The 22,476-nt window shown below is 39.3% G+C and carries 21 protein-coding genes; 14 read left to right on the top strand and 7 right to left on the bottom strand.

What is annotated here, in order from left to right; translation table 11 throughout:
- Window positions 1-164: 164 nt before the first annotated feature.
- On the bottom strand, window positions 165-1,493 hold the full coding sequence (locus tag B554_RS0115075) for a Y-family DNA polymerase (protein WP_025465240.1): 1,329 nt from the start codon (window positions 1,491-1,493) through the stop codon (window positions 165-167).
- 219 nt (window positions 1,494-1,712) lie between these two features.
- On the opposite strand from B554_RS0115075, the gene B554_RS18770 reads away from it, so the two are divergent.
- The gene (locus B554_RS18770; protein ID WP_019458707.1) at window positions 1,713-1,832 is read left to right on the top strand and encodes a hypothetical protein; all 120 of its coding nucleotides are present in this window, start codon (window positions 1,713-1,715) and stop codon (window positions 1,830-1,832) included.
- Here the strand turns inward: B554_RS18770 and B554_RS0115085 are convergent.
- Together B554_RS0115085 and B554_RS0115090 are read right to left on the bottom strand one after the other, a co-directional pair.
- On the bottom strand, window positions 1,818-2,837 hold the full coding sequence (locus B554_RS0115085; RefSeq protein ID WP_019458708.1) for an ABC transporter substrate-binding protein: 1,020 nt from the start codon (window positions 2,835-2,837) through the stop codon (window positions 1,818-1,820). The genes B554_RS18770 and B554_RS0115085 overlap by 15 nt on opposite strands.
- On the bottom strand, window positions 2,838-3,428 hold the full coding sequence (locus tag B554_RS0115090; RefSeq protein WP_019458709.1) for an ANTAR domain-containing response regulator: 591 nt from the start codon (window positions 3,426-3,428) through the stop codon (window positions 2,838-2,840). It abuts the gene before it with no gap.
- A 456-nt stretch (window positions 3,429-3,884) separates the two neighbouring features.
- Here B554_RS0115090 and B554_RS0115095 point away from each other — a divergent pair, with 456 nt between their 5' ends.
- The 12 genes from B554_RS0115095 to B554_RS0115150 all read left to right on the top strand — a co-directional run bounded on the left by B554_RS0115095 (window position 3,885) and on the right by B554_RS0115150 (window position 19,085).
- Window positions 3,885-4,154, top strand: coding sequence for a hypothetical protein (locus tag B554_RS0115095; RefSeq protein WP_319795920.1), 270 nt, complete (start codon window positions 3,885-3,887; stop codon window positions 4,152-4,154).
- Window positions 4,155-4,165: 11 nt separating this feature from the next.
- Complete coding sequence (nirB, locus tag B554_RS0115100; protein ID WP_019458711.1) at window positions 4,166-6,712, top strand: nitrite reductase large subunit NirB; 2,547 nt, start codon at window positions 4,166-4,168, stop codon at window positions 6,710-6,712.
- A 12-nt stretch (window positions 6,713-6,724) separates the two neighbouring features.
- A complete protein-coding gene (nirD, locus tag B554_RS0115105; protein ID WP_019458712.1) occupies window positions 6,725-8,347 on the top strand; it encodes a nitrite reductase small subunit NirD in 1,623 nt (540 codons plus the stop codon).
- 18 nt (window positions 8,348-8,365) lie between these two features.
- Window positions 8,366-11,149, top strand: coding sequence for a nitrate reductase (locus tag B554_RS0115110; RefSeq protein WP_019458713.1), 2,784 nt, complete (start codon window positions 8,366-8,368; stop codon window positions 11,147-11,149).
- Window positions 11,146-11,775 (top strand): molybdenum cofactor guanylyltransferase, encoded by a 630-nt coding sequence (locus B554_RS0115115; protein ID WP_019458714.1) that lies wholly within the window; start codon window positions 11,146-11,148, stop codon window positions 11,773-11,775. Before B554_RS0115110 ends, B554_RS0115115 begins: the two co-directional genes overlap by 4 nt.
- A gap of 150 nt (window positions 11,776-11,925) precedes the next feature.
- Window positions 11,926-14,199 carry a molybdopterin-dependent oxidoreductase gene (locus B554_RS0115120; RefSeq protein WP_019458715.1) on the top strand — a complete coding sequence of 758 codons (2,274 nt, stop codon included), beginning with the start codon at window positions 11,926-11,928 and terminating at the stop codon, window positions 14,197-14,199.
- Between the two features lie 229 nt (window positions 14,200-14,428).
- Window positions 14,429-15,469 carry a GTP 3',8-cyclase MoaA gene (gene moaA / locus B554_RS0115125; protein WP_081400413.1) on the top strand — a complete coding sequence of 347 codons (1,041 nt, stop codon included), beginning with the start codon at window positions 14,429-14,431 and terminating at the stop codon, window positions 15,467-15,469.
- Window positions 15,470-15,724: a MoaD/ThiS family protein gene (locus B554_RS0115130; RefSeq protein WP_019458717.1), complete on the top strand. Its 255-nt coding sequence runs from the start codon at window positions 15,470-15,472 to the stop codon at window positions 15,722-15,724.
- A 3-nt stretch (window positions 15,725-15,727) separates the two neighbouring features.
- On the top strand, window positions 15,728-16,213 hold the full coding sequence (locus B554_RS0115135) for a molybdenum cofactor biosynthesis protein MoaE (RefSeq protein ID WP_019458718.1): 486 nt from the start codon (window positions 15,728-15,730) through the stop codon (window positions 16,211-16,213).
- 23 nt (window positions 16,214-16,236) lie between these two features.
- A complete protein-coding gene (gene moaCB, locus B554_RS0115140) occupies window positions 16,237-17,160 on the top strand; it encodes a bifunctional molybdenum cofactor biosynthesis protein MoaC/MoaB (RefSeq protein ID WP_019458719.1) in 924 nt (307 codons plus the stop codon).
- Entirely contained in the window at window positions 17,160-18,395 is a 1,236-nt protein-coding gene (locus B554_RS0115145) for a molybdopterin molybdotransferase MoeA (RefSeq protein WP_019458720.1), read from the top strand. Before moaCB ends, B554_RS0115145 begins: the two co-directional genes overlap by 1 nt.
- Window positions 18,396-18,602: 207 nt before the next feature.
- Window positions 18,603-19,085: a winged helix-turn-helix transcriptional regulator gene (locus B554_RS0115150; protein ID WP_019458721.1), complete on the top strand. Its 483-nt coding sequence runs from the start codon at window positions 18,603-18,605 to the stop codon at window positions 19,083-19,085.
- On the opposite strand, the gene B554_RS0115155 is transcribed toward B554_RS0115150, so the two are convergent.
- Window positions 19,082-20,485 (bottom strand): PLP-dependent aminotransferase family protein, encoded by a 1,404-nt coding sequence (locus tag B554_RS0115155; protein ID WP_025465241.1) that lies wholly within the window; start codon window positions 20,483-20,485, stop codon window positions 19,082-19,084. The genes B554_RS0115150 and B554_RS0115155 overlap by 4 nt on opposite strands.
- Window positions 20,486-20,607: 122 nt before the next feature.
- On the opposite strand from B554_RS0115155, the gene B554_RS0115160 reads away from it, so the two are divergent.
- Window positions 20,608-21,471: a DMT family transporter gene (locus B554_RS0115160; protein ID WP_019458722.1), complete on the top strand. Its 864-nt coding sequence runs from the start codon at window positions 20,608-20,610 to the stop codon at window positions 21,469-21,471.
- A 4-nt stretch (window positions 21,472-21,475) separates the two neighbouring features.
- Here B554_RS0115160 and B554_RS0115165 read toward each other — a convergent pair whose 3' ends face one another.
- Genes B554_RS0115165 through B554_RS0115175 form a run of 3 tightly spaced genes read right to left on the bottom strand, consistent with a single transcriptional unit; the run spans window position 21,476 to window position 22,459 of the window.
- Window positions 21,476-21,787 carry a TusE/DsrC/DsvC family sulfur relay protein gene (locus B554_RS0115165; RefSeq protein WP_001047539.1) on the bottom strand — a complete coding sequence of 104 codons (312 nt, stop codon included), beginning with the start codon at window positions 21,785-21,787 and terminating at the stop codon, window positions 21,476-21,478.
- 19 nt (window positions 21,788-21,806) lie between these two features.
- The gene (locus tag B554_RS0115170) at window positions 21,807-22,091 is read right to left on the bottom strand and encodes a hypothetical protein (protein WP_019458723.1); all 285 of its coding nucleotides are present in this window, start codon (window positions 22,089-22,091) and stop codon (window positions 21,807-21,809) included.
- 17 nt (window positions 22,092-22,108) lie between these two features.
- Window positions 22,109-22,459, bottom strand: coding sequence for a hypothetical protein (locus B554_RS0115175; protein WP_019458724.1), 351 nt, complete (start codon window positions 22,457-22,459; stop codon window positions 22,109-22,111).
- Window positions 22,460-22,476 lie beyond the last annotated feature (17 nt).

Raw genomic sequence — 22,476 nt, forward strand, 5'->3', positions numbered from 1 at the left:
ATGTTTCTACAAGTTTTTTATAATTTCTTTTAATTGTCGCAGAAAGGGTACACCAAATTCGGCTTATATATTGTAAATTTTGCGACGAATTAGCAATGTTAAAAAATGACAAAATTTCAAGTAATTTAACAAGGCTCATTTTAAACCGAATTGACAAAAACAGTTCATGTATTTTGTGTAACGACGGTATGGGCATCTTCAATTGTTAACATTTCATTCCAGCGAGTTAGGTAGTTTTTTGAGCGATGGCATTGTTTCATTTGCCAAGATGGATTGCGCGAGTGATATCCCACTTGTAAATAATGACTACCAAAACGCTTACGAACTGTACCTAAAGTTTCCATTAATTGTTGTCTTTGATGAATAAGTTCCAGAGGCTGCCATAAATCATCAATGTGTTGTTGACGCGCGTGTAGACCACAAAATAATACTCCAATTTTTATATAACTTTTATTTTCTTTATATAAAACATCAATTTGATGCATTGCTGCTTTTGTGATTATGCATAAGTCATCTGTTGCATAGTGAAGACCAATGGCCTGAGAAGTGGCTTTTTTATAAGGTGGCTTATCGGTTTTCTCATAAAGCATGACTTGAATGCAGGCACAAAGTTGTTCTTGTTTCATTAAGCGGCGATGCGCTCGATTAAGATGAAAAATAAGTGCTTGTTTAATAATCTCGATGCTGGATAAAGCTTGAGCAAAACTTCGTGACGCTAAAATCCGTTTAGTTGGAATACTAGGATCGTCAAGTTCAATACATGATTGGCCTTTTAGCTCACGAATAGTGCGTGCCATGACCACAGAAAATGCCTTTGCCATATGGTGTTCATTGGCAAAAGTTAAGTCTAGGCATGAATATACTTCATAACTTTGTAGTTGTTTGACTAGTTGATAACCAATTCCCCATACTTCTTTGACCGATGTCTGTTGCATGAGGTCTTCCATAATTAATGGATCTAAGGTAATGAAATTACAGATTCCCTTAAAACTTTTAATTTTCTTAGCAAAATGATTGGCAAGTTTTGCTTGTGTTTTTGAATATCCAATTCCAATACAACAAGGTAGACCTAACCATTGGAGGAGAGTTTCTCTCACCTTAAAGCAGTAGTTAGATATATCAATAGATTGAAGGTAAGGAGTGAGATGAATAAAGCACTCATCTATAGAGTAAGCTTCTATATCATCTGGAGAGAAAAATTCACCGAGAACAGCAAAAAAACGACGAGACATCTCGGCATATAAAGTGTAATTGCTTGAATAGACTTGAACACCAGCTTGCACGGCATCTTTCTCAATTTGAAACCATGGTACTCCCATCTTAATACCTAAGAGTTTTGCTTCTTCACTACGTGATACAACACAACCATCGTTGTTAGATAAAACAACTACAGGTTTATCAATGAGTTTAGGGTTGAAAAGTCGTTCACAGCTGACATAGCAATTATTGATATCAACCAGTGCATAAACTTCGCGGTGTGAGATTTCTCTCATTATTTCATCCCCCAAATTCATCAACTCAAAATTCATATTTTGAATTTGTAACATAATCAAGTTAACAAAATTATGCACAGATATCTAGGGGAGTTTTGGTTGTTCGTCGAAATTATGAAAAGGATGTAAAAGTAATGAATTGTCAGTTATTGATATGAAAATGTCTGAAAATGATATGTTTAGATAGATATGATCATTTCCATAAGCGCTATATTTTCAATGGATCAGTTGAGCCTAAAAAATATAGTAATGCGTGTTTCGCATTTTGTCTTATGGGTCTTTCAAGCTGTCTTTGTTAAAAAAGACAGCTTTTTTTATGATGATTTAAGTATTTCTTAGCTTAGCTTGATTGTAGCAATCGAGATTAATGCATTGATCACTCAGTTCTATGATTTGAGCAGAAGATAAATGAAGTTTTTCCCATTTTTGCATTTGTTTAAATAGCCAATGGAAATCTTCAGGTTGTGGGGCAGCATTTTCTTTAACTAAGTTTTTTACAATATTTTGAATCATATAGTATTTATCTACATGTACTTCTTCAGAACAGTGAAAGCGGACAATTCCAAAATCGACCAACAACTTTAAGACAGGTGAAAAGTCTTTCAAATTACTCAATTCCTTTTGAGCTTTTATAATTGCTGTGGTCAGTGCAATTAAAGTTTGAGGATGTTGTTCAGCCCATTCTTGAGTTAATGCAAGAACTTTATCTGCCACATTGGGAATAATGTCTTGACTTGAACATACGATTTTACTTAAGCCTAAAAGTTCGCTCTGTGTATTCCACGGTTCTCCTACACAAAAACCATCAATGACATGATTATCTAAAGCTTCGACCATATACGGTGGTGGAAGGGCTTTGAGCTTAAGTGTTTGAGCTATTTTTGAATCTGCCAAAGCAAGCCATTCTCTTAAACAATAATGATGAATTGAATGTTTAAATACGTGGGCTAAGGACAAAGAATGATCTGCTTCAATATAGTTCGTCACTTTTTGGGCTGTAGCTTGTGCATTATCGTTTTCTTGAATAGCCAGTTGATGAGTTAATTTTTGGCTTAAGCTAATAAAGGCACGGTTTTTACTTAAAATAAGAGGGGTTTGCAGTGCAATACCAATTTGGTCTGCACCCACGGCTGCTGCAGGTAGCATGGCAGATAAACAATGTGCAGCATCTAATAGCCCAAAAGCTAAACGGTCTCGAAGACTTGCCCATGATGCTTCTTTGACTAGGGTAACATCTAAACCAACTTCTTCGAAAAAACCTTGCTGTTTTGCCCATAGTAAAGCGATGCAATCAAGTAAAGGAATATAGCCGAGTTGCAATTGAGTCTTTTCTAATGTGCTCATTTATTCGTCCTTTAGTTGATCATTTAGTAGTTTTTGAGCGTCAAGTAAACGGCGTGCCATTTCTCCAATCGTAATCCGGTGGCTCATGGCATTTTTTCTCAGAAGCTGAAATGCAGTTTCTTCAGGTAAGCCATGCAGCTGCATGAGTAGAACTTTAGCTTTCTCAACATCCTTACGGTCAGCAAGTTTGGTTTGAGCTTCTTTTAAGTCACCTTCGAGTTTTTTGTGCTTTTTATATTGCTCGATCGAGATTTCTAAAATGGTATGTAAGCGGGCAGGGTCTATGCCATCTACAATATAAGCAGTTACGCCTGCATCTATAGCTTGTTTGATGGTTTCTTTATCTGAATTTTTAGTGAACAGGACAGTTGGTAGGTCATAGCTACTAACACAACTTTCAATAATGTCGCGGTGAGGATGATCCATATCGAGCAAGATGACATCGGCTTGTAAATCTTCAAGACGAAAAATATTTAAGTGGTCCAAAGTAAGGCTGACCACCACTTCAAAGTCATTTTCAAGCAGACTGTTTTTTATATAGTCGGCTCGCGCATGATCATCATCAATAAGAGCTATTTTGAGTTTTGGCATAAGTTCAGAAAATCAGGCTAAGAAAATGCGCCAATTCGACGCGTTTTTTGTTATTAAGCTTTAAGCAAGATTAATGCCATCCAAAACTACTCAAAAATCAGGATTTAGTGGCAATTTTGGATGCTAAAGAGTTGGTGTGTTCGATCTTGGTGCAAAAATACGGTTCATTTTGTGGCAAAGCATATTTTTGTTTAAACCATATGAGTGTGCAGTGATAGAGCAAGCAAAATAAGGTTTGATTCTTTATTTACCTATTAAAAACTTATATCTATATTAAATTAAATATAAAAGTATTGTTGGATTAAATTTTTTTAAATATTGGCATGCAAAATGCTTAGTTAATTACAGGTCGAAGACGACCATAAGTTTTAAAGACGGCCAACGATGTCCGTTCTGATCGAGTTTGTGAGTGCAACCGCACATACAAAAAAGTTACGTTCAGTCGGAGTGAAGGTCATGTCTTTATTTTTATTGCATAAAAAAGTTACATCTGAATTATTTAAATTTTCAGTTCCAGCGATGCGAGCCTTCTCTAAGAGGGGGCTCGCTTTTTTTATTTCTTTTTTTGATTTTGCTGTGCATTGGGTGTCATTAACGAGTGAAAAAAATTGGTTTCAAGCAGTTACATGCCATGTGAGCTTGATTCGTTTCTCGATAGAGCACAAAGCAAAAGAACAATGTCTATTTGAGAATGGAATAACGCAGCTTAAAAGCAACGTGATTTGAGGAGAAGCACTATGAAATTGGTAATGATTGGTCATGGTATGGTGGGCCACAAATTCATCGAAGCCATTTTAGAAAAAGCAGATGATGAACTAGAAATCACGATTCTCGCGGAAGAGCCTCGTATCGCCTATGACCGCGTGCATTTGACAGAATATTTCTCTGGGAAATCGGCAAAAGATTTATCTTTAGCACGTTTTGACTTTGCCGATGCTCATGGCATTGACTTACGACTTAATACCAAAGCAACTGCAATTGATACAACTGAGCAAACAGTCACAACCAATCATGGCGATGTCATCAGCTATGACAAATTGGTGTTGGCTACTGGTTCTTATGCATTTGTTCCACCAATTCCGGGTAATGACCGTGAAAACTGTTTTGTTTACCGTACCATTGAAGACTTAGATGCGATTCGTGCAGCAAGTTTAAACGCTAAAACAGGTGTGGTGATTGGTGGTGGTTTACTTGGACTTGAGGCAGCCAAAGCATTACGTGATTTAGATTTAGAAACACACGTTGTTGAGTTTGCACCACGTTTGATGGCAGTTCAAATTGATGACTTAGGGGGCAAGGTTTTACGCCGTAAAATCGAAGATCTTGGTGTAAAAGTTCATACACAAAAAGCGACGCAATCTATTGAATGCGGTGACAGCACAACGCATGTAATGAAATTTGCAGATGGTAGCGAGCTTGAAGCAGATGTCATTTTATTCTCTGCTGGGATTCGTCCACGTGATGAACTTGCACGCAACAGTGGTCTCGCGATTGGTGAGCGTGGCGGTATTGTGATTAATGATTACTGCCAAACTTCAGATCAAAACATTTATGCCATTGGTGAATGTGCGCTTTGGCAAAATAAAATTTATGGCTTGGTTGCACCGGGCTATGACATGGCGCGTATTGCAGCAAAACACATTTCTGATGAAGAGTGTAACTGCTTTGCTGGCGCAGACATGAGCACCAAGTTGAAATTAATGGGTGTGGATGTAGCCTCTGTTGGTGATGCGCATGCCATGACTCCGGGTGCATTAAGCTATTTCTATGCAGATGAACATGCACTGGTTTATAAAAAGATTGTTGTAAATGCTGATAAAACCAAATTGCTTGGCGCGGTTTTAGTGGGTGATGCCAAAGAATACAACGACCTTTTACAAATGATGTTAAACGGTCTGGCTTTGCCTGAAGTGCCGGAAAGCTTGATCATGCCGGGCTTTGAACAATTAGCAGGAAAATCTGGTGGTAGCGGAGTCGATTTACTGCCAGACAGCGCGACCATTTGTTCGTGTAATAACGTATCAAAAGCGGACATCTGCCAAGCAATTAGCGATGGTTCGACCTCTTTAGGTGCATTAAAGAAATGCACCAAAGCAGCAACCGCATGTGGTGGTTGTGCACCACTAGTGACGCAAGTGTTGAAGTCAGAGTTACAACGTCAAGGTGTGACTGTAAATAACCACATTTGCGAACACTTCCCGTACTCGCGTCAAGAGTTGTATCACTTGGTTCGTGTTAATGAAATTAAGACATTCGATGATTTGATTCATCAACATGGTCATGGTTTAGGGTGCGATATCTGTAAACCTGCTGCCGCAAATATTTTGGCATCTTGCTGGAACGATTTCGTCCTTGAGCCAAGCCACGCAGGCTTACAAGACAGTAATGACTACTATTTGGGTAATATCCAAAAAGACGGTTCTTACTCGGTTGTACCGCGCATGGCTGGTGGTGAAGTGACACCAGATGGTTTAATCGCGATTGGTCAAATTGCGAAGAAATATAACCTGTACACCAAAATTACTGGCGGTCAACGCGTTGACATGTTTGGTGCCCAAGTTCACGAGCTTCCATTCATTTGGGAAGAGTTAAATGCTGCTGGTTTCGAGTCTGGTCATGCCTATGGTAAGTCGTTACGTACAGTGAAATCTTGTGTAGGTAGTACTTGGTGTCGTTACGGAGTAGACAACTCAGTTGGTTTAGCGATTGAACTTGAAAACCGCTATAAAGGTTTGCGTTCACCACATAAATTGAAAATGGCTGTGTCTGGCTGTACTCGTGAGTGTGCGGAAGCGCAAGGTAAAGACGTTGGTATTATCGCGACCGAAAAAGGTTGGAACCTTTATGTGTGTGGTAACGGTGGTATGAAACCACGTCATGCAGAGTTACTTGCATCTGACCTTGATAAAGCAACGCTCATACGTTACATCGACCGTTTCTATATGTTCTACATCCAAACAGCAGACCGTTTACAACGTACGAGTGTATGGCGCGACAACATGGAAGGTGGCTTAGATTACCTTAAATCTGTAGTTGTGGATGATTCACTTGGTTTGGCTGCCGAACTTGAACGCCGTATGGAACACATTATTAGCACATATCAAGACGAATGGCGTACTGCGGTGGAAAATCCTGAAGTTCGTAAGCGTTTCCAAACGTATATCAATGCAGATGCAAATGAACAGGCCGATCCACACATTCAATTTACAACTGAACGTGGTCAAATCCGTCCATTAACCGAAGCTGAACGTTCAGAAGACCGCATTCCAATGGTTGAAGCATAAAGGAAAACTTATATGAATATTGTACAAGACAAAAATGTGCTTCCTGATGATCAGTGGATTGATGTGTGTGCACTCGATGATTTAACCCCAAATACTGGCGCGGGTGCGCTAGTGGGCGGTCAAGCGGTTGCAATCTTCCGTGTGGGGCATGAAAAACGTGTTTATGTACTGAGCAATAAAGATCCGTTTAGCCAAGCGAATGTGATGAGCCGCGGGATTATTGGTGATTTACAAGGCGAACGAGTCGTTGCATCGCCAATCTATAAACAACATTTTAGTTTAGCAACGGGCCGTTGTTTGGAAGATAAAGACCAAAAACTTTCGGTTTATCCGAGCAAAATTGTTGATGGGCGTGTTTGGGTCAATGCAGTGCCGCAAAAAACTTATATTACCAATACAGGTGTATCACAAGACAAACTTAAACTGGTGCTGATCGGAAATGGTTTGGCAGGGATGCGTTGTCTGGAAGATTTACTGGATATGGCACCAGACCGTTATGAAGTTACGGTGATTGGTGAAGAACCATGGGGTAACTATAACCGTATTATGTTGTCTCCGGTTTTATCGGGTGAAAAAACCATTGAAAACATTATGCTACACCCACCAAAGTGGTACGACGATAAAGGCATTAAATTTATTGCTGGTGATAAAGCCGTAAAAATTGATCGTCCGCGTAAAGTGGTTTACACCGAAAAAGGCCAGACAGTTGATTATGATCGTTTGATTCTGGCAACAGGCTCGGCACCATTTATTCCACCAGTTCAAGGTGTCGATTTAAAAGGCGTGTTAACTTTCCGTGATATTTATGACGTCAACACCATGATTGAATACTGTGGTTCAAAAAACAACGCCGTAGTGATTGGTGGTGGTTTACTCGGTTTAGAAGCTGCCTATGGATTAAAGCAACGTGGTATGAATGTCACAGTCCTGCATTTGATGGACCGTATTATGGAACGTCAACTTGACAGCCGTGCGAGCCAGTTACTGCGCCATAGTATTGAACAAAAAGATATTAATATTATTACCGAAGCCAATACCGAAGCGTTAATCGGTGATGAAAACGGTCATGTCAAACAAATCCGTTTGAAAGATGGCACAGTGTTAGATGCTGACCTTGTGGTGTTTGCTGTAGGTATCCGTCCGAATATTGCCTTGGCGCAAAGTGCAGGATTACGTTGTAACCGTGGTGTATTGGTGAATGACACCATGCAAACATTTGACCCAAGTATTTATGCTGTGGGTGAGTGTATTGAGCACCGTGGTCAAACTTTTGGTTTGGTTGAACCACTGTGGGGGCAAGCTTTTATTTGCGCGACCCATTTAGCAGAGCATGGCAGCTTAACTTTTAAAGCACCCACTGTGCCGACTCAGTTAAAAGTCAGTGGTGTCGATGTATTCTCGGCAGGCAATTTTGAGCCTAAAGATGATTATGAAGACATTATTTTAAACGATGAAAAACGCCAGATTTATAAACGTATTATTATCCAAAGTGATCGAGTAATCGGTGCAGTACTGTTCGGTGATACTGAAGATGGCATGTGGTATGCAGAGTTAATTGCAGACCAAACCCCAGTCTCATCATTTAGAAATAAACTGCTATTTGGTCGAGATTTTGCATTAAAAAATGCAGGCTAAATAGGGAAAGGAGCAGTTATGAATAGTATTCCAAGCGTTGAAATCGATAGCTCCGACCATGTTGCAACAACTATAACCAAAACAACATGTCCATATTGTGGTGTAGGTTGCGGTGTTAGCGTAAATGTCCAGCAAAAACCTCAAGGACCTCTGGTGCAAGTTGAGGGGGATGCTGAGCATCCTTCCAACTTTGGACGCTTATGTATTAAAGGTAGCCGTCTTGCAGATACTTTGGGGTTAGAAACACGTGTTTTACAACCAATGATGGGGCGCAAAGCTGATCGGGTGGTAACGACATGGGATGCGGCAATCAATAAAATTGCTGATAAATTCCAATCTTGTATCGACAAATATGGTCGTGACAGCATTGCATTTTATGTTTCAGGTCAGCTTTTGACTGAAGACTATTATGTGGTGAACAAGTTTGTAAAAGGCTATTTGGGCACTGCAAATATCGATACTAACTCACGGCTTTGTATGTCATCTGCGGTGGCAGGTCACAAACGTAGTTTCGGTGAAGATATTGTCCCTGCAAGTTATGAAGATTTTGAACATGCAGACATGGTGGTATTGGTTGGTTCTAATACTGCATGGTGCCATCCTGTACTGTATCAACGGATCATGCAGGCTAAAAGCCAAAATCCAGATATGTTCGTGGTCGTGATTGACCCACGGTTTACCAGTACCTGTGAACAAGCGGACTTGCATTTGCCGATTTTACCGGGCCAAGATGTCGCATTGTTCAACGGTCTATTCCAATATCTATATCAAAATGGTCATGCCGATCAGGCCTTTGTAGAGACCTACACTGAAGGTTTACAAGAAGTTTTGGCAAGCAGCGAGCCAGAAACTGATATTGAATATGTAGCAAAGCGTACAGGAATTGCACTCGATAAATTACAGCAGTTTTTTGAAAAATTTGCACAGACTGAAAAAGTAATCACCTTATTTTCAATGGGTGTGAATCAATCAAGTCAGGGAGTCAATAAAGCCAATAGCATTATTAACTGCCACTTACTGACTGGAAAAATTGGTAAGCTTGGTGCTGCGCCATTTTCAATGACAGGCCAACCCAATGCGATGGGTGGTCGAGAAGTGGGTGGCTTAGCCAATATGTTGGCTGCGCACATGGACTTAGATAATCCACTACATCAAAAAGTAGTGCAAACCTTTTGGAACAGTCCATTTATTGCAACTCAAGCTGGCTTAAAAGCAGTTGATTTGTTCCGTGCCGTTGAAGCTGGAAAAATTAAAGCCATCTGGATTATGGCGACCAATCCAGTCGTGAGTTTGCCAGATGCCGATCAAGTTAAACGTGCATTAGAAAAGTGCGAATTGGTCGTCGTGTCAGATATCTGCGCAGATACGGATACTACGGCTTACGCTGATGTGTTACTTCCAGCTTTAGGTTGGGGCGAAAAAGATGGAACTGTGACCAACTCTGAGCGCCGTATTTCACGTCAACGTACTTTCTTACCTGCGCCGGGTGAAGCAAAAGCGGATTGGTGGTCAGTGAGTCAAGTTGCGAAAAAATTAGGCTTTAAAGGTTTTGATTTTAATAGCGCTGTTGATATTTTTAATGAACATGCGGCTTTGTCAGCACAAGATAATGCGGACATTGAAGCACGTGAGCAAACTGCTACGTTCCGTTATTTCAACTTAAAAGGTTTAATGAACCTAAGTACTGCTGAGTACGACGCTCTACAACCAGTGCAATGGCCAGTATGGGATAAAAAACAAGACGCTAAAGCCGTTCAACAACTGTTTGGCAAGGGCCAGTTTAGTCACAAAAACACCAAGGCAAAATTGATTCCGACTGTTGCAATTAATCCGGTACATGCAATTTCAGAAGATTATCCGCTTATTTTGAATACGGGACGTATTCGTGATCAATGGCATACCATGACCCGTACTGGTTTGTCGCCAAATTTAACCAGTCATCGTGCTGAACCATTCTGTGAGATTCATCCAAGTGATGCATTGAAGTTTGGTGTACGTGAACAAGGTTTGGTAGAAGTTCGTTCGAAATGGGGCAGTTGTGTACTACGTGTGACATTCTCATCGGGTGTTCGTCGTGGGCAAATTTTTGCACCGATTCACTGGACTGAACAGGTCGCATCCGACGCCCGTATTGGTAAAGTCGTGAATCCGGAAGTTGATGCAATTTCAGGTGAGCCCGAGTTCAAACATACGCCTGTAACCATTCAGCCGTTCTATACCACTTGGCAAGGCGTGCTCTATATTCGTGAAGGATACGATTCGCATATTCAAGAATCGCTACATCAGTGTGCATGGTGGACCAAAGTCAAAATGGTCAAAACTAATCGTTATGAACTTGCAGACCGCCAAACTTTTCATGATACTCAAAAGAATCTGAAAAGCTTTTTGCCATTTGCTGATGAAACCTTTGAATGGTTAAGCATAGAAGATATTTCTTCACAGCTGAGCCATAGCGTTATTTTGAAAGATGGCATTGTAATTGCAAGTCTATATATTGCACCGCCAGATTTATTGCCAGACCGTGACTGGGTAGCAAGTCTGTTTAAACGAGAACGTTTGAGCGCCTTGCACCGTAAAGCTTTACTAGCAGGTATGCCAATGTCGGCTACCAATAATGATGGGCCTTTGGTGTGTAGTTGTTTTAAAGTAGGTAAGAATAAAATTATCGAAGCAATAAAAACACAAAACATTACCCATGAAAAACAGGTCACTGCATGTTTAAAAGCAGGTGGAAACTGTGGTTCATGTTTACCTGAAATCCGTGGCTTAATTAAAGCTTGCCAACAAGAGGAGGAAGTGTGAATAAGGGATATCCCGTAACTGATCTGGTCATTCTGGCAGGTGGACAAGCCCGCCGTATGAATGGTTTAAATAAGTTGTTGCAACAATTTGATGGTGAACCCCAACTCATTAAAATTCATCAGAAATTAAGATCATCCGTGTCTGAAATTTGGGTCAATAGTCATCGTGATTATTCAATTTATCAAAGTATTGTGCCTGACATTCAATGTTATCAAGACGATGCAGCAGGTTTTTTCGGTCCACTTATGGGGATGAAAAGTGCATGGTCACATGTAAAAGCAGATTATGTTTTGTTTATCCCTTGTGATGTGACCTACATACCTACGCAAGTCGTTGCGAAATTACACAGCGCACTTCGCAAAAATAAACAGGCCCAGGCAGCTTACTTTTCAATTAACGGAGATGCCTTATACCCATTTTGTTTGTTAAAACGTGAAAGTCTAGAGGTTTTAGAGCAGCAAATTGGCAAGCAACAATTGAGTTTAAAAAATTGCTTCAAACTTTTACACGCACAAGTAGCCATTTTTCAAAAGCAAAACTTATTTTTCCATAGCATTAATTCTTTAGATGAACTTCAACAATACAAACAAATTAAAGCATTTAAAGAGATTTTTTCGACAAATTAGAACTTCAATCATATCGATTTAAAATTTACATTGATAATCTGAAATCATTTTTTAAATTTTGAGTTATTGACTGTTTAGAATTTAAGTTCTATTTTGGAACTTGTTATTTTCATTCTAGCCAGATGTATAAAAATAAACGGAGCCAGAAAAATGATGGACGCAGCTCAGCAAAGTAAAACAGATGTGACCGCATGTATTTTATGTTCAAGAAACTGCGGTTTGAGCGTAGAAATTCAAGATAACCAATTTGTCAAAATTAAAGGTAATCCTGAGCATCCATTTTCTCAAGGTTACATTTGCCAAAAAGCCGCAAGATTACAGCATTACCAGAAACATGCAGACCGTTTAACCGCACCTTTAAAACGCCAGCCAGATGGTTTATTTCAAGAAATTAGTTGGGATGTGGCGATACAAGAAATTGCTGATCGATTAGTGCAGATTAGAGATAAATTTGGCGGTACTGCTTTTGCTACGGTTGGGGGCGGTGGACAGGGTAACCACCTCGGTGCAGCTTATGGTCGACAACTTTTATTGGCTATGAAAAGTTATTATGCATATAACTCACTTGCCCAAGAAAAAACAGGTGACTTTTGGCTCAATGGCCGCCTATTCGGTAGTCAGGCATGCCATACCACAGAAGATGTTGAACATGCAGATTACGTACTTTTTATTGGAACAAATCCATTTCAAGCACACGGTATTCCTAACGCACGAGACACGCTAAAACATATTAAGAAAGATCCGAACCGAACCATGGTGGTGTTCGACCCGCGTGTTACCGAAACGGCAAAACAAGCAGATATTCATGTGCAATTAAAACCAGGAACAGATGCTTTTTTAATGTCAGCCATGATTGCGATCATTATTAAAGAAAAACTTTATGATGCAGCATTCATTGAGCAGTACACACAAGGTTTTGAAGACGTAAAAACAGCATTTAGTCGTGTGCCGATTGAAGACTATATTGCCAAAGCTGATGTACCTATTGATTTGATTTATCAGGTTGTTCGAGATTTTGCTAAAGCTAAAAGAGGCTGTGTGCGGATTGATTTAGGTATTCAACATACTTTAAATACGACATTAAACGGATATTTAGAAAAACTACTGTACTTACTGAGTGGAAACTTTGGAAAACAAGGTACCAATAATTTGCATACCATGTTTATTCCAATCTTAAGCGATACAGATGAAAGAAAGCCTAAATATCGACGTAGTGTTTACCATAAAATGTTCCCAATTTCCGGGTTTTTCCCGCCTAATATTTTACCCGATGAAATCTTAAAAGCAGGGGAAAAGCGAATTCGTGCTGTGTTTGTAGATAGCTGTAATCCACTATTAACGTATCCTGATACACCAGCTTATGAGGAAGCATTTAAAGCATTAGATTTGTTGGTTGTGGTCGATGTTGCCATGACGGAAACCGCTAGGCTTGCGGACTACATTTTGCCGGCTCACACTCAGTTTGAAAAATGGGAATTTACGGGCTTTAATCTTGAGTTCCCTAAGAATGGCTTTCATCTCAGACATCCTGTATTGACCGCTCAAACGAATACTTTGCCAGAAGCAGAAATTTATACTCGATTACTTGAAGCCATGCAGGTGATTCCAAAACGCTTTCCAATTTTAGAAAAAATAGCTTCAGTCGACTCTAAAAAAATAGCTTATTTACCGTATTTGTCTGCATTAGGACTTACTTTTACACGAAATAAAAAATACATTCCTTTTGCAGCTTCAATTATCTATCGTACTTTAGGTAAGCAGTTAGAAAACTCAGCTGGTTCAGTTGCTTTTTTATTGCCGCTCTCTATTCAATATGCTGTGTTACACAGCAAAGCGGTACGCCGTGCAGGTTATAAAGGTAATCCGTTAACACAAGGTGTCAAATTATTTGAGCAGATATTAAAGCAACGTTCCGGTGTTGTGCTGTCACAACATGAATATGACGAAGTCTGGAAACTAGTGGCTTATAAAGATAAGAAAATACGTCTAGCTATTCCAGAGATGTTAGCTGAGCTCGCAAATTTAAAAAATCATCAGGTTAATGTAGAAGAATTTCCCTTCATACTTTTATCAGGTGAGCGTCGTAGTTATAACGCCAACCAAATTTACCGTGACCCAGCATGGCGAAAAGTAGATGCTGAAGGAGCTTTACGAATTCATCCTGAAGATGCAGAGGCCTTAAATGTAGCTATGGGTGATCAAATCAAATGTATCTCACAACATGGAGAAATTCAGGTTACTGTAGATTTTGATGAGGGAATGCGAAAAGGAGTTGTTTCGCTTCCACATGGTTATGGCATGCGCTTTCAAGGTGGGGAACCAATTGGACCACAATTAAACATGCTCATTTCTGGTGAGCATTGTGATCCTTTGTCTAAAACACCGTACCATAAATATGTACCCATCCGTTTAGAAAAGTGCTAGAAATAAAGTAGGGCATATAAAAGGTTGACGCCGCACTGATTTTGTAAAGCTTTAAAGTTTAAACTAAAACGATACGGCCGAAATTTCAAATACAACCCAAAAAGTTATGGATGATAAATAGAATTGGAACAAATTTTGCAATAAAGATTAAAGCACTACTAAGGCGCAATTTTAAAAGTTTAATTGCTTTTAATGAGTGCTTGCAATATTTGAACTGTTCTCGATATGAGTGCAAATAATGAAACAATATCACTCTGAAACTGCGCCAATGCTTTTGCAAGATCAATATGGGCGTATCAAGCGTAAGTTGCGAATTTCTGTAACTGATCGCTGTAATTTTAAGTGTGTATATTGCATGCCTGAGCATCCAGAATGGTTAAATAAACAGGACTTGCTTAGTTTTGAAGCGCTCTTTCAATTTTGTCATTTTATGGTGCAGCAAGGTATCGAGAGTATTCGCATTACGGGTGGTGAACCATTAATGCGTCAAGGCATTGTTCATTTTGTTCGTGATTTGCAGGCCTTAAAAGCATTAGGTTTAAAACGTATATCGATGACTACAAATGGTCATTACCTTGCTAAATACGCTAAACAACTAAAAGACGCTGGATTAGATGATTTAAACATTAGTTTAGATAGTCTTGATTCAATTCAATTTAAAGAGCTCACTAAGAAAAAGTTAGAACCAGTTCTTGAGGGTATTCAAGCTGCTAAAGATGCAGGACTACCTTTTAAAATTAACTGCGTATTAATGAAAGATAAAAATGATGATCAAATCTTATCCATGGTGAAGTGGTCAATCTCCAACCATATTCCTTTACGTTTTATCGAGTTTATGCCGCTTGATGGTGAGGGACATTGGTCAAATAAAGATGTGGTAAGCGAGGCTGAAATTTTACAGATATTGCAACCACATTATTCGGTACAAGTCATCGAGCAGCAACATGAGCCAGCGCGTCAATATCTAATTAACGGTAGCTACCATTTAGGAATTATTTCCACAATTACGCATTCATTTTGTCATCAGTGTGACCGCATACGAATTACAGCAAAAGGCGAACTATATAACTGTTTGTTTGCACCGCAAGGCTTAAATATTAAGCCTCAGCTTGAAGCATTGGTAAGTAAACAACATACGCCAGAATATGATATGACGGTCCAAAATTTAAATCATTTGGTTCATCCTTATATCTGGCACAAAGCCAAAGGTTTCCATGCCTTACAACATCAACAAACCCGTAAAATCAGCATGCATATGCTTGGGGGATAAATGCAACAATCTATCCAAATTAAAGTCGAAGCATTTGGTGCAATTGAAAAATTGCTACCTCAAAATCTTTCGCTAGTTTGTCCTAACCATAGTTTGGTTAAAGATGTATTAGATGAAATTGTTTCATTACATCCAGAATCTACAAAAGCTATGGAAAAATGTGCATGCGCGATTGGTGAGAATGTCATCACAAGACAATCTACCTTAAGTGAGCCATGTACTTTGGTTTTATTATCACCAGTTGCGGGAGGTTAAACCATGCGAGATTTTGCACGTATACAAGAGCAAGCTTTAAGCCTTGATACTTTTGATCCGATTCAATCTTTTCCTGAATGTGGTGGTATTGATATTTTTATGGGTACGGTTCGTAATCACCACGAAGGTAAGGCGGTAAAGGCGCTGAAATATACATCGTATAAACCGCTTGCAGAAAAAATGATACGTGAAATTGAACTAGAAATTGAGAAAAAGTATCAGGTATCTTATGTGCGAGTGATTCATCGGATTGGATATCTGGATGTCGGTGAAACAGCCATTATTGCAATTGCTTATGCAGCCCATCGCCGTGAAGCTTTTCAGGCATGTGAGGAAGCAGTCGAACGGGTAAAGCATGAAGTACCTGTCTTTAAAGAAGAGTTTTTTACAGATGGCACAAGTCATTATGTAGAGGGCTGTTGTATTCGTAAGGATGCACCACACGAACACAAACATCACCATCATGTCGGCCATGAACACTCACACTGAAATAAGCAAGACTAGGATAAATAATGAAAAACGTTGGAATGAAGCCGGAAAGTTATCGTGTTGCCGAAGCACAAGCGATTTTATATGCACCCCCACACTGTATTGAACTATTAAGACAAGGAAACACGGAAAAAGGTGATGCATTAAAAACAGCACGTGTTGCAGGAATTTTGGCAGCAAAACGAACTGATGAGCTGATTCCATTATGTCATCCGCTACCGATTTACCGTGCAGATGTTGAATATGAATTAGAACATGACTTTGTAAAAATTATTACGGTCGTTGAGACCATTGGACCAACTGGCGTAGAAATGGAAGCTTTAACGGCGGCAAGCCTTGCAGGCTTAACTATCTATGACATGTTAAAGCCACATTGTGAACCAGAAGAGCTCTGGATGGATCAATGTAAACTACTTAAGAAAAAAGGTGGTAAATCACACTTCAAGCGAGTTCTTCGTCAGCCTGTTTCGGCTGCGGTTATTGTATTGTCAGATACCGTAGCAGCGGGTAGAAAGCCGGATACTGCCGGAAAATCTGTGGTTGAAACTTTAACTGAAGCAGGGTTTGACCCCATTCATTACCAAATTTTACCCGATGAAGCAGATGATCTCAAAGAATTGGTTCTAGAACTCACCAAATCGTATGCTTGTATTATGACCGTGGGTGGAACAGGAATTGGTAAGCGTGATATTACGGTTGATACGCTAGAGCCCCTTTTAGAACGTAAATTAGATGGCTTAATGGAAGCTGCTCGCTCATTTGGACAAAAACGCACGCCATACGCTGCTATGTCACGCGGTGTAGCAGGATTTATTGACCGTTCGTTAGTGGTGACTTTACCGGGAAGCCGTGGTGGAGCAAGCGAATCAATGGCTGCTATTTTACCAGCATTAGTCCATATTTTTGATGTTTGCCGTGATTTACCGCATCCGGGAGGCTATGAATAATGTCAGGTTGTGGTGCTGAGCGTGGATTAATCAGTATAGATGAAGCGCTAGATTTAGTTATTAATAAGCCTAAAAACTTAAACTCTATTCAAAAGACTCTAACAAATAGCCTAAGTAGCTATCTTGCTAAAGATATTTACTCTGAAATTAATCTACCTAGCTTTTCTCAAAGTGCAGTAGACGGTTATGCACTTTGTAGCCATGCAGAAGACTTAAATAATCAAAAGTTTCAGGTTACTGGCGAGATTCGTGCCGGAAGTGAGAGTCACGACATACTCGGTGAAGGTCAGGCAATTCGTATATTTACGGGCGGTAAAATTCCTGAAGGGACAACGCATGTAGCTCGGCAAGAAATTGTATCGGTTATTTCGGCTCAAGAAATTTGTTTAACGGAACATATACGCCCTCAAGCCGATATCCGTTTTACCGGTGAAGAAATCCAGCAGGGGCAGTTGCTTGCTCAAGTAGGACAGTTTCTAAATATTGGAAGCTTGGCTGCTTTAAGTATGGCGGGAGTGCAAGAGCTTACTGTTTATCATAGACCAAAAGTTGCAGTACTAGTCACAGGTGATGAAGTTGCTCAAACGGTAGATGATTTAATTGATGGAAAAGTCTTTGATGCAAATGGTCCATTACTAAAAGCTTGGTTTGTAGATTATGGTTTAGATATTGAACTCATTCACGTGGCAGATGAAGCAGAGCAGGTCACCCATTACTTTAACCAGTTAAAAGATAGTCATGATGTCATCATAACAACAGGCGGAGTTTCGGTAGGAGACTACGACTTTGTTCGACCATGCGCTTTCGAAGTTGGGTTTGAACAAATCTTTTGGAAAGTTAAACAAAAACCGGGTAAACCTTTATTCTTTGCCGAATACCATAATTCACAAGCTAGCCATTCTTGCTATTTGTTAGGCTTACCGGGCAATCCAGCTGCGGTCTATGTATCAATGCAAGTTTACGGCAAATCTTTGCTTGATGCATTGCAGGGTAATAGACAGGGACCAGAATGGTTTACTGCAACTTTAGAGCATGATTTAAAAGAAGATGCACGTGAGCGTTTTTTACGAATGTATGCTTATTTTGATGCAGGACAACTTAGAGTAAAAAGTTTGGCTAAGCAGCAGTCTCATATGCTGAGTAACCTTATGCAAGCCAATTGTTTAGTCCGTATTCCTGCGAGTACAAAACTAGAGTCAGGTACTTTATTAAAAGGAATCTTTATTTCAAATTAGCCTATAAATAAGCTGAATATGATTAATTTATACTTATAAGTTAATCATATTTTATAAGTATTTCTATTCATGGTTATTTAAAAAATAAGCATCATAAGTACATTAAAAACTTATTTTTAAGCTGAATATTGCATATAACATATTAAGTGGTTTAGGGTATAAATAATAAGGCAAGTAGGCCAGTTATATATTGAGGTAAGCATAAAGATGAAATGGGATGACATCGGTGATCAACCTTGTTCTGTTGCCCGTATGCTATCAGTAATTGGTGATCGATGGACGATGCTAATATTACGTAATGCTTTTATGGGAATTCGCCGTTTTGATGATTTTCAAAAATCGCTAGGTGTCACTCGTCATGTCCTATCGGATCGTTTAAAGCGTTTGGTTGAATACGAAATTTTAGTCAAAGCTCCTTATTTTGATCGTCAGGAACGCTTTGAATATCGTCTCACCGATAAAGGATTTGAGCTTTATCCAATTATATTATCTATGGCGAACTGGGCAGATAAATGGATGGATCAAGGTTTAGGTAAACCTTTGGAATATCGTCATAAAGCTTGTGGTCATAAATTTGAACCAATCATGGTATGTTCGGTCTGCCGTGAACCTTTGCATGCAAAACAAGTTCAAGTTACGGCTGGACCGGGCTATTTTGCTTATATAGAACAAAAGCAAAAACAAGCTTAAAGCGTTTTCTTTAAAGACTCTTGCTGAAGTGCCTCTGTAAGAGTCTTATAAATATAATCATGATTTGATTGGGTAATATTAAAACGAATAAATTGGCCTGCCGATTGTGCTTGGCTAAAGGCATAACCCGGAGCAAGAATTACTTCTCGATTCAGACAAAACTGAGCAATCTTCGCTGCATCTACTCCTTCTGGTAACCGACACCACACAAAAATTCCAGCCTTTGGTTCAATCCATGGTTCTATTCCAATCGATTTAAGTTTCGCTATTGTTTCCTGCATGGCTTGAGCTAAACGAACTTTTAACACATCTAGATGCTTACGGTATGAACCATCGGTTAATGCTGTATGTAATATTTTGGCTGAGAGTCCATTGTGAGAAAAGCTGGTAGCAATTTTTAAATCGGTAATTTGATCAATCCATTCTGGTTTAGCAATAATATACCCGCAGCGAATAGAGGCGGAGAGTGTTTTAGAGAAACTTCCAATAAAAATCACGCGTGAAAGGTTGTCTAGGGCCGCAAGCCGTGGCGCTGAAGTATATTCAAAATCTGAAAATATATCGTCTTCAATCACAATCAAATTAGACTGCTCAATCAGTTTTAATAATTGATGAGCGATCGAAAGTGAGAGTGTTGCACCAGTGGGGTTGTGTATTCCAGAATTTGTAATGTAAAGCCGTGGATTATGGGTCCCAATCGCTTCTTTAAATGCTTCTAAATCTGGACCATTTGGTGTGTAAGGAATACCAATAACTTTAACTTGATGAACTTTAAGTAGGGCATGGAAGTTAAAGTAGCAAGGGTCATCAATCAAAACAACATCATCTGGTTTAAGTAAGAAACGGCAAACCAGATCAATTGCTTGGGTACCCGAATCAGTTAAAAGAACTTGGTTCAAGTTTGCTTCTATACCTTTACTTTGCGCTCGCCTAGCCAGCAGATCTCTTAATGTGGGCAGTCCTAAAGGTGACGAATAGCCCATTAAGTTATCATCTTCGTTACGTGTAGCCGATCTTAAAGCTTTACGAATACTTTCAAGTGGCATCCAGTCATTTGGTAACCAACCACAACCAGGTTTAAATGCATCGGGTTTTGCTTCCAAAGACTGACGCGAAATCCATAACGGATCTATAGAACGATCTAATTTAGGACCTAATTCACTTAAAGCCAAAGGGGCAAGCGGTCCTACGACATAAAAACCGGAGCCACTACGAGATTCAATTTTACCTACGGCAATTAACCGCTCATAAGCTTCAACAATAGTAGAAACAGAAAAACCTAAATCTTTGGATAGTTTACGTACAGAAGGTAAACGGGAGCCTGGTGTTAAAGAACGATTTTTAATTTGCTGTTCAATCTGTGAGATAACAAGCTCGATTTTTGTTTTTGACTGATTCACGTTAACCATCTCTAACTGTACTGCTTATTTATACATAACAGTTTTTTGAAATTGTACTGCTTTGTATCTGGTTTTGACACCATATCACAGCTTAAATTCTTCGTATAGTTGCGGAGAATAATATGCAAAAGTTTATGAATGGTTGGGTAAATGGTTTTATTGGGGTTGCGATTTTTGCAGGCTCATTACCAGCCACCCGTGTTGCGGTTACCAGTTTTGATCCTGGTTTTCTCACGGCGGCAAGAGCAGCCATTGCGGGTATTTTAGGTTTAATTCTTATCTTTTTGCTTAAAGAAAAAAGACCCGCTAAACAATATTGGGGGCCACTTGCTATAGTTGCTTTAGGTGTTGTGGTGGGTTTTCCCTTATTTACGGCACTTGCTTTGCAATATATGAATGCAGCACATTCAATTGTCTTTGTGAGTCTTCTACCGCTCGCTACTGCCATATTCGCAGTAGTGAGAGGTGGAGAAAAACCAAATTTATTTTTTTGGATATTTGCAATTTTAGGCAGCCTGGTTGTCTTTACCTACATGTTTTTTTTGTCGGGTGAAGCTTCTTTTGGCATCGGCGATTTATACATGCTTATTGCAATTATTCTATGTGGATTTGGCTATGCAGAAGGCGGAGTACTTTCGAAAAAAATAGGTGGATGGCAGGTGATTTGTTGGGCACTTATTTTAGCTTTACCGATTATGTTATTTGCTACTATTTTTTACATGCCTGTATCTTTCCAAGATGTATCTACATCGGCGATAGCAGGGCTGGTTTATGTATCGTTATTTAGTATGCTTATCGGGTTCTTTTTCTGGTACAAAGGGCTTGCACAAGGCGGTATTGCTGCAATTAGCCAGCTACAGCTTTTACAACCTTTAATGGGACTCGCGATTGCCGCACTTTTATTACATGAACATGTAAGTTGGTCGATGTTAATGGTAACGGCAGTAACAATTTTATGTGTCGCTGCCGCTAAAAAGTTCGCATAAAAATTTATAAACAATTTGCTGGTTTAGGAATACCTGCCAAACGACTGAGATGGCGCGCAACTAAACCAGTATTAAATTTTTGCTGTAAAACAGCATTATTGATATCAGGACTGACAGTTTTCATTAAGAATTTAATGAGGGGACGAGTCGCTGGAGAATGCCCAAATTGCTGATAAAATTGGCGAACCGCAGCTAAAACTTCAAAATGCCAATCTGTTAATTCAAGATCGAGAGATTTGGCAAGTTCCTGTGCGACTTCTGGATTCCAAATCGTATAGTCGACTAAATGACCATCTTGATCTAATTCTAAATTCATAAAAATAAGCCTAACAATATTACTTCAAAGAAATGCACCGATTAAATTGTAAAACCAGATCTGCAAACTGGTCATAGTTTAATACCTTAACGTGAGCCAAGGTTTCTGCATCAATTAAATCTTTTTCATGAGACAAACAAGAAACTGAGCCAAACTGCTGACAAATGCTTACTGAAAGATGTGCGGTTGAATCGCCCATAAAAATAATCTGATCGTCTTTATGAAAAAGTTTTTCAAGTTCTTTAATAATGCGAGGAGTATGGTGATAAGAAGCTTGCACCAGATAAAGTGTTGATTGCGTCATTAAATTTACACCTTTACCTACCAATATAAGACATGATCGAAGGATTGGATGAGTTCAGTATCTAACTGAACAAACTCTAGCTCCTGCTCACTGTTTTGAACAAAAGGATGCTGTTTATTTTTGGTCTCAATAAGAATGGGGCTCAAGTCATAAAACTCAAAGCTATCCACCATGTTTGAAGCAATTTTAAAAGCATGCTGCATCTGGTCAAAGTTATGTTCATTTTGTAAGAGGCTAAGAGCTGCATCTTTCAATAATACTTTGACTGGTGAGCCAAAGGTTGCTAAAACCATAGTAGCGGCGAGGCTTTCATTGACTTGTAGGCTGGTTAGATTGGCTTGGGTCAAAATAACGAGTACAGTTTTCACACAATATACCTTTTAAA

Origin of the sequence: Acinetobacter sp. GG2 (assembly GCF_000292385.1) — a bacterium.
Taxonomy (GTDB): domain Bacteria; phylum Pseudomonadota; class Gammaproteobacteria; order Pseudomonadales; family Moraxellaceae; genus Acinetobacter; species Acinetobacter seifertii.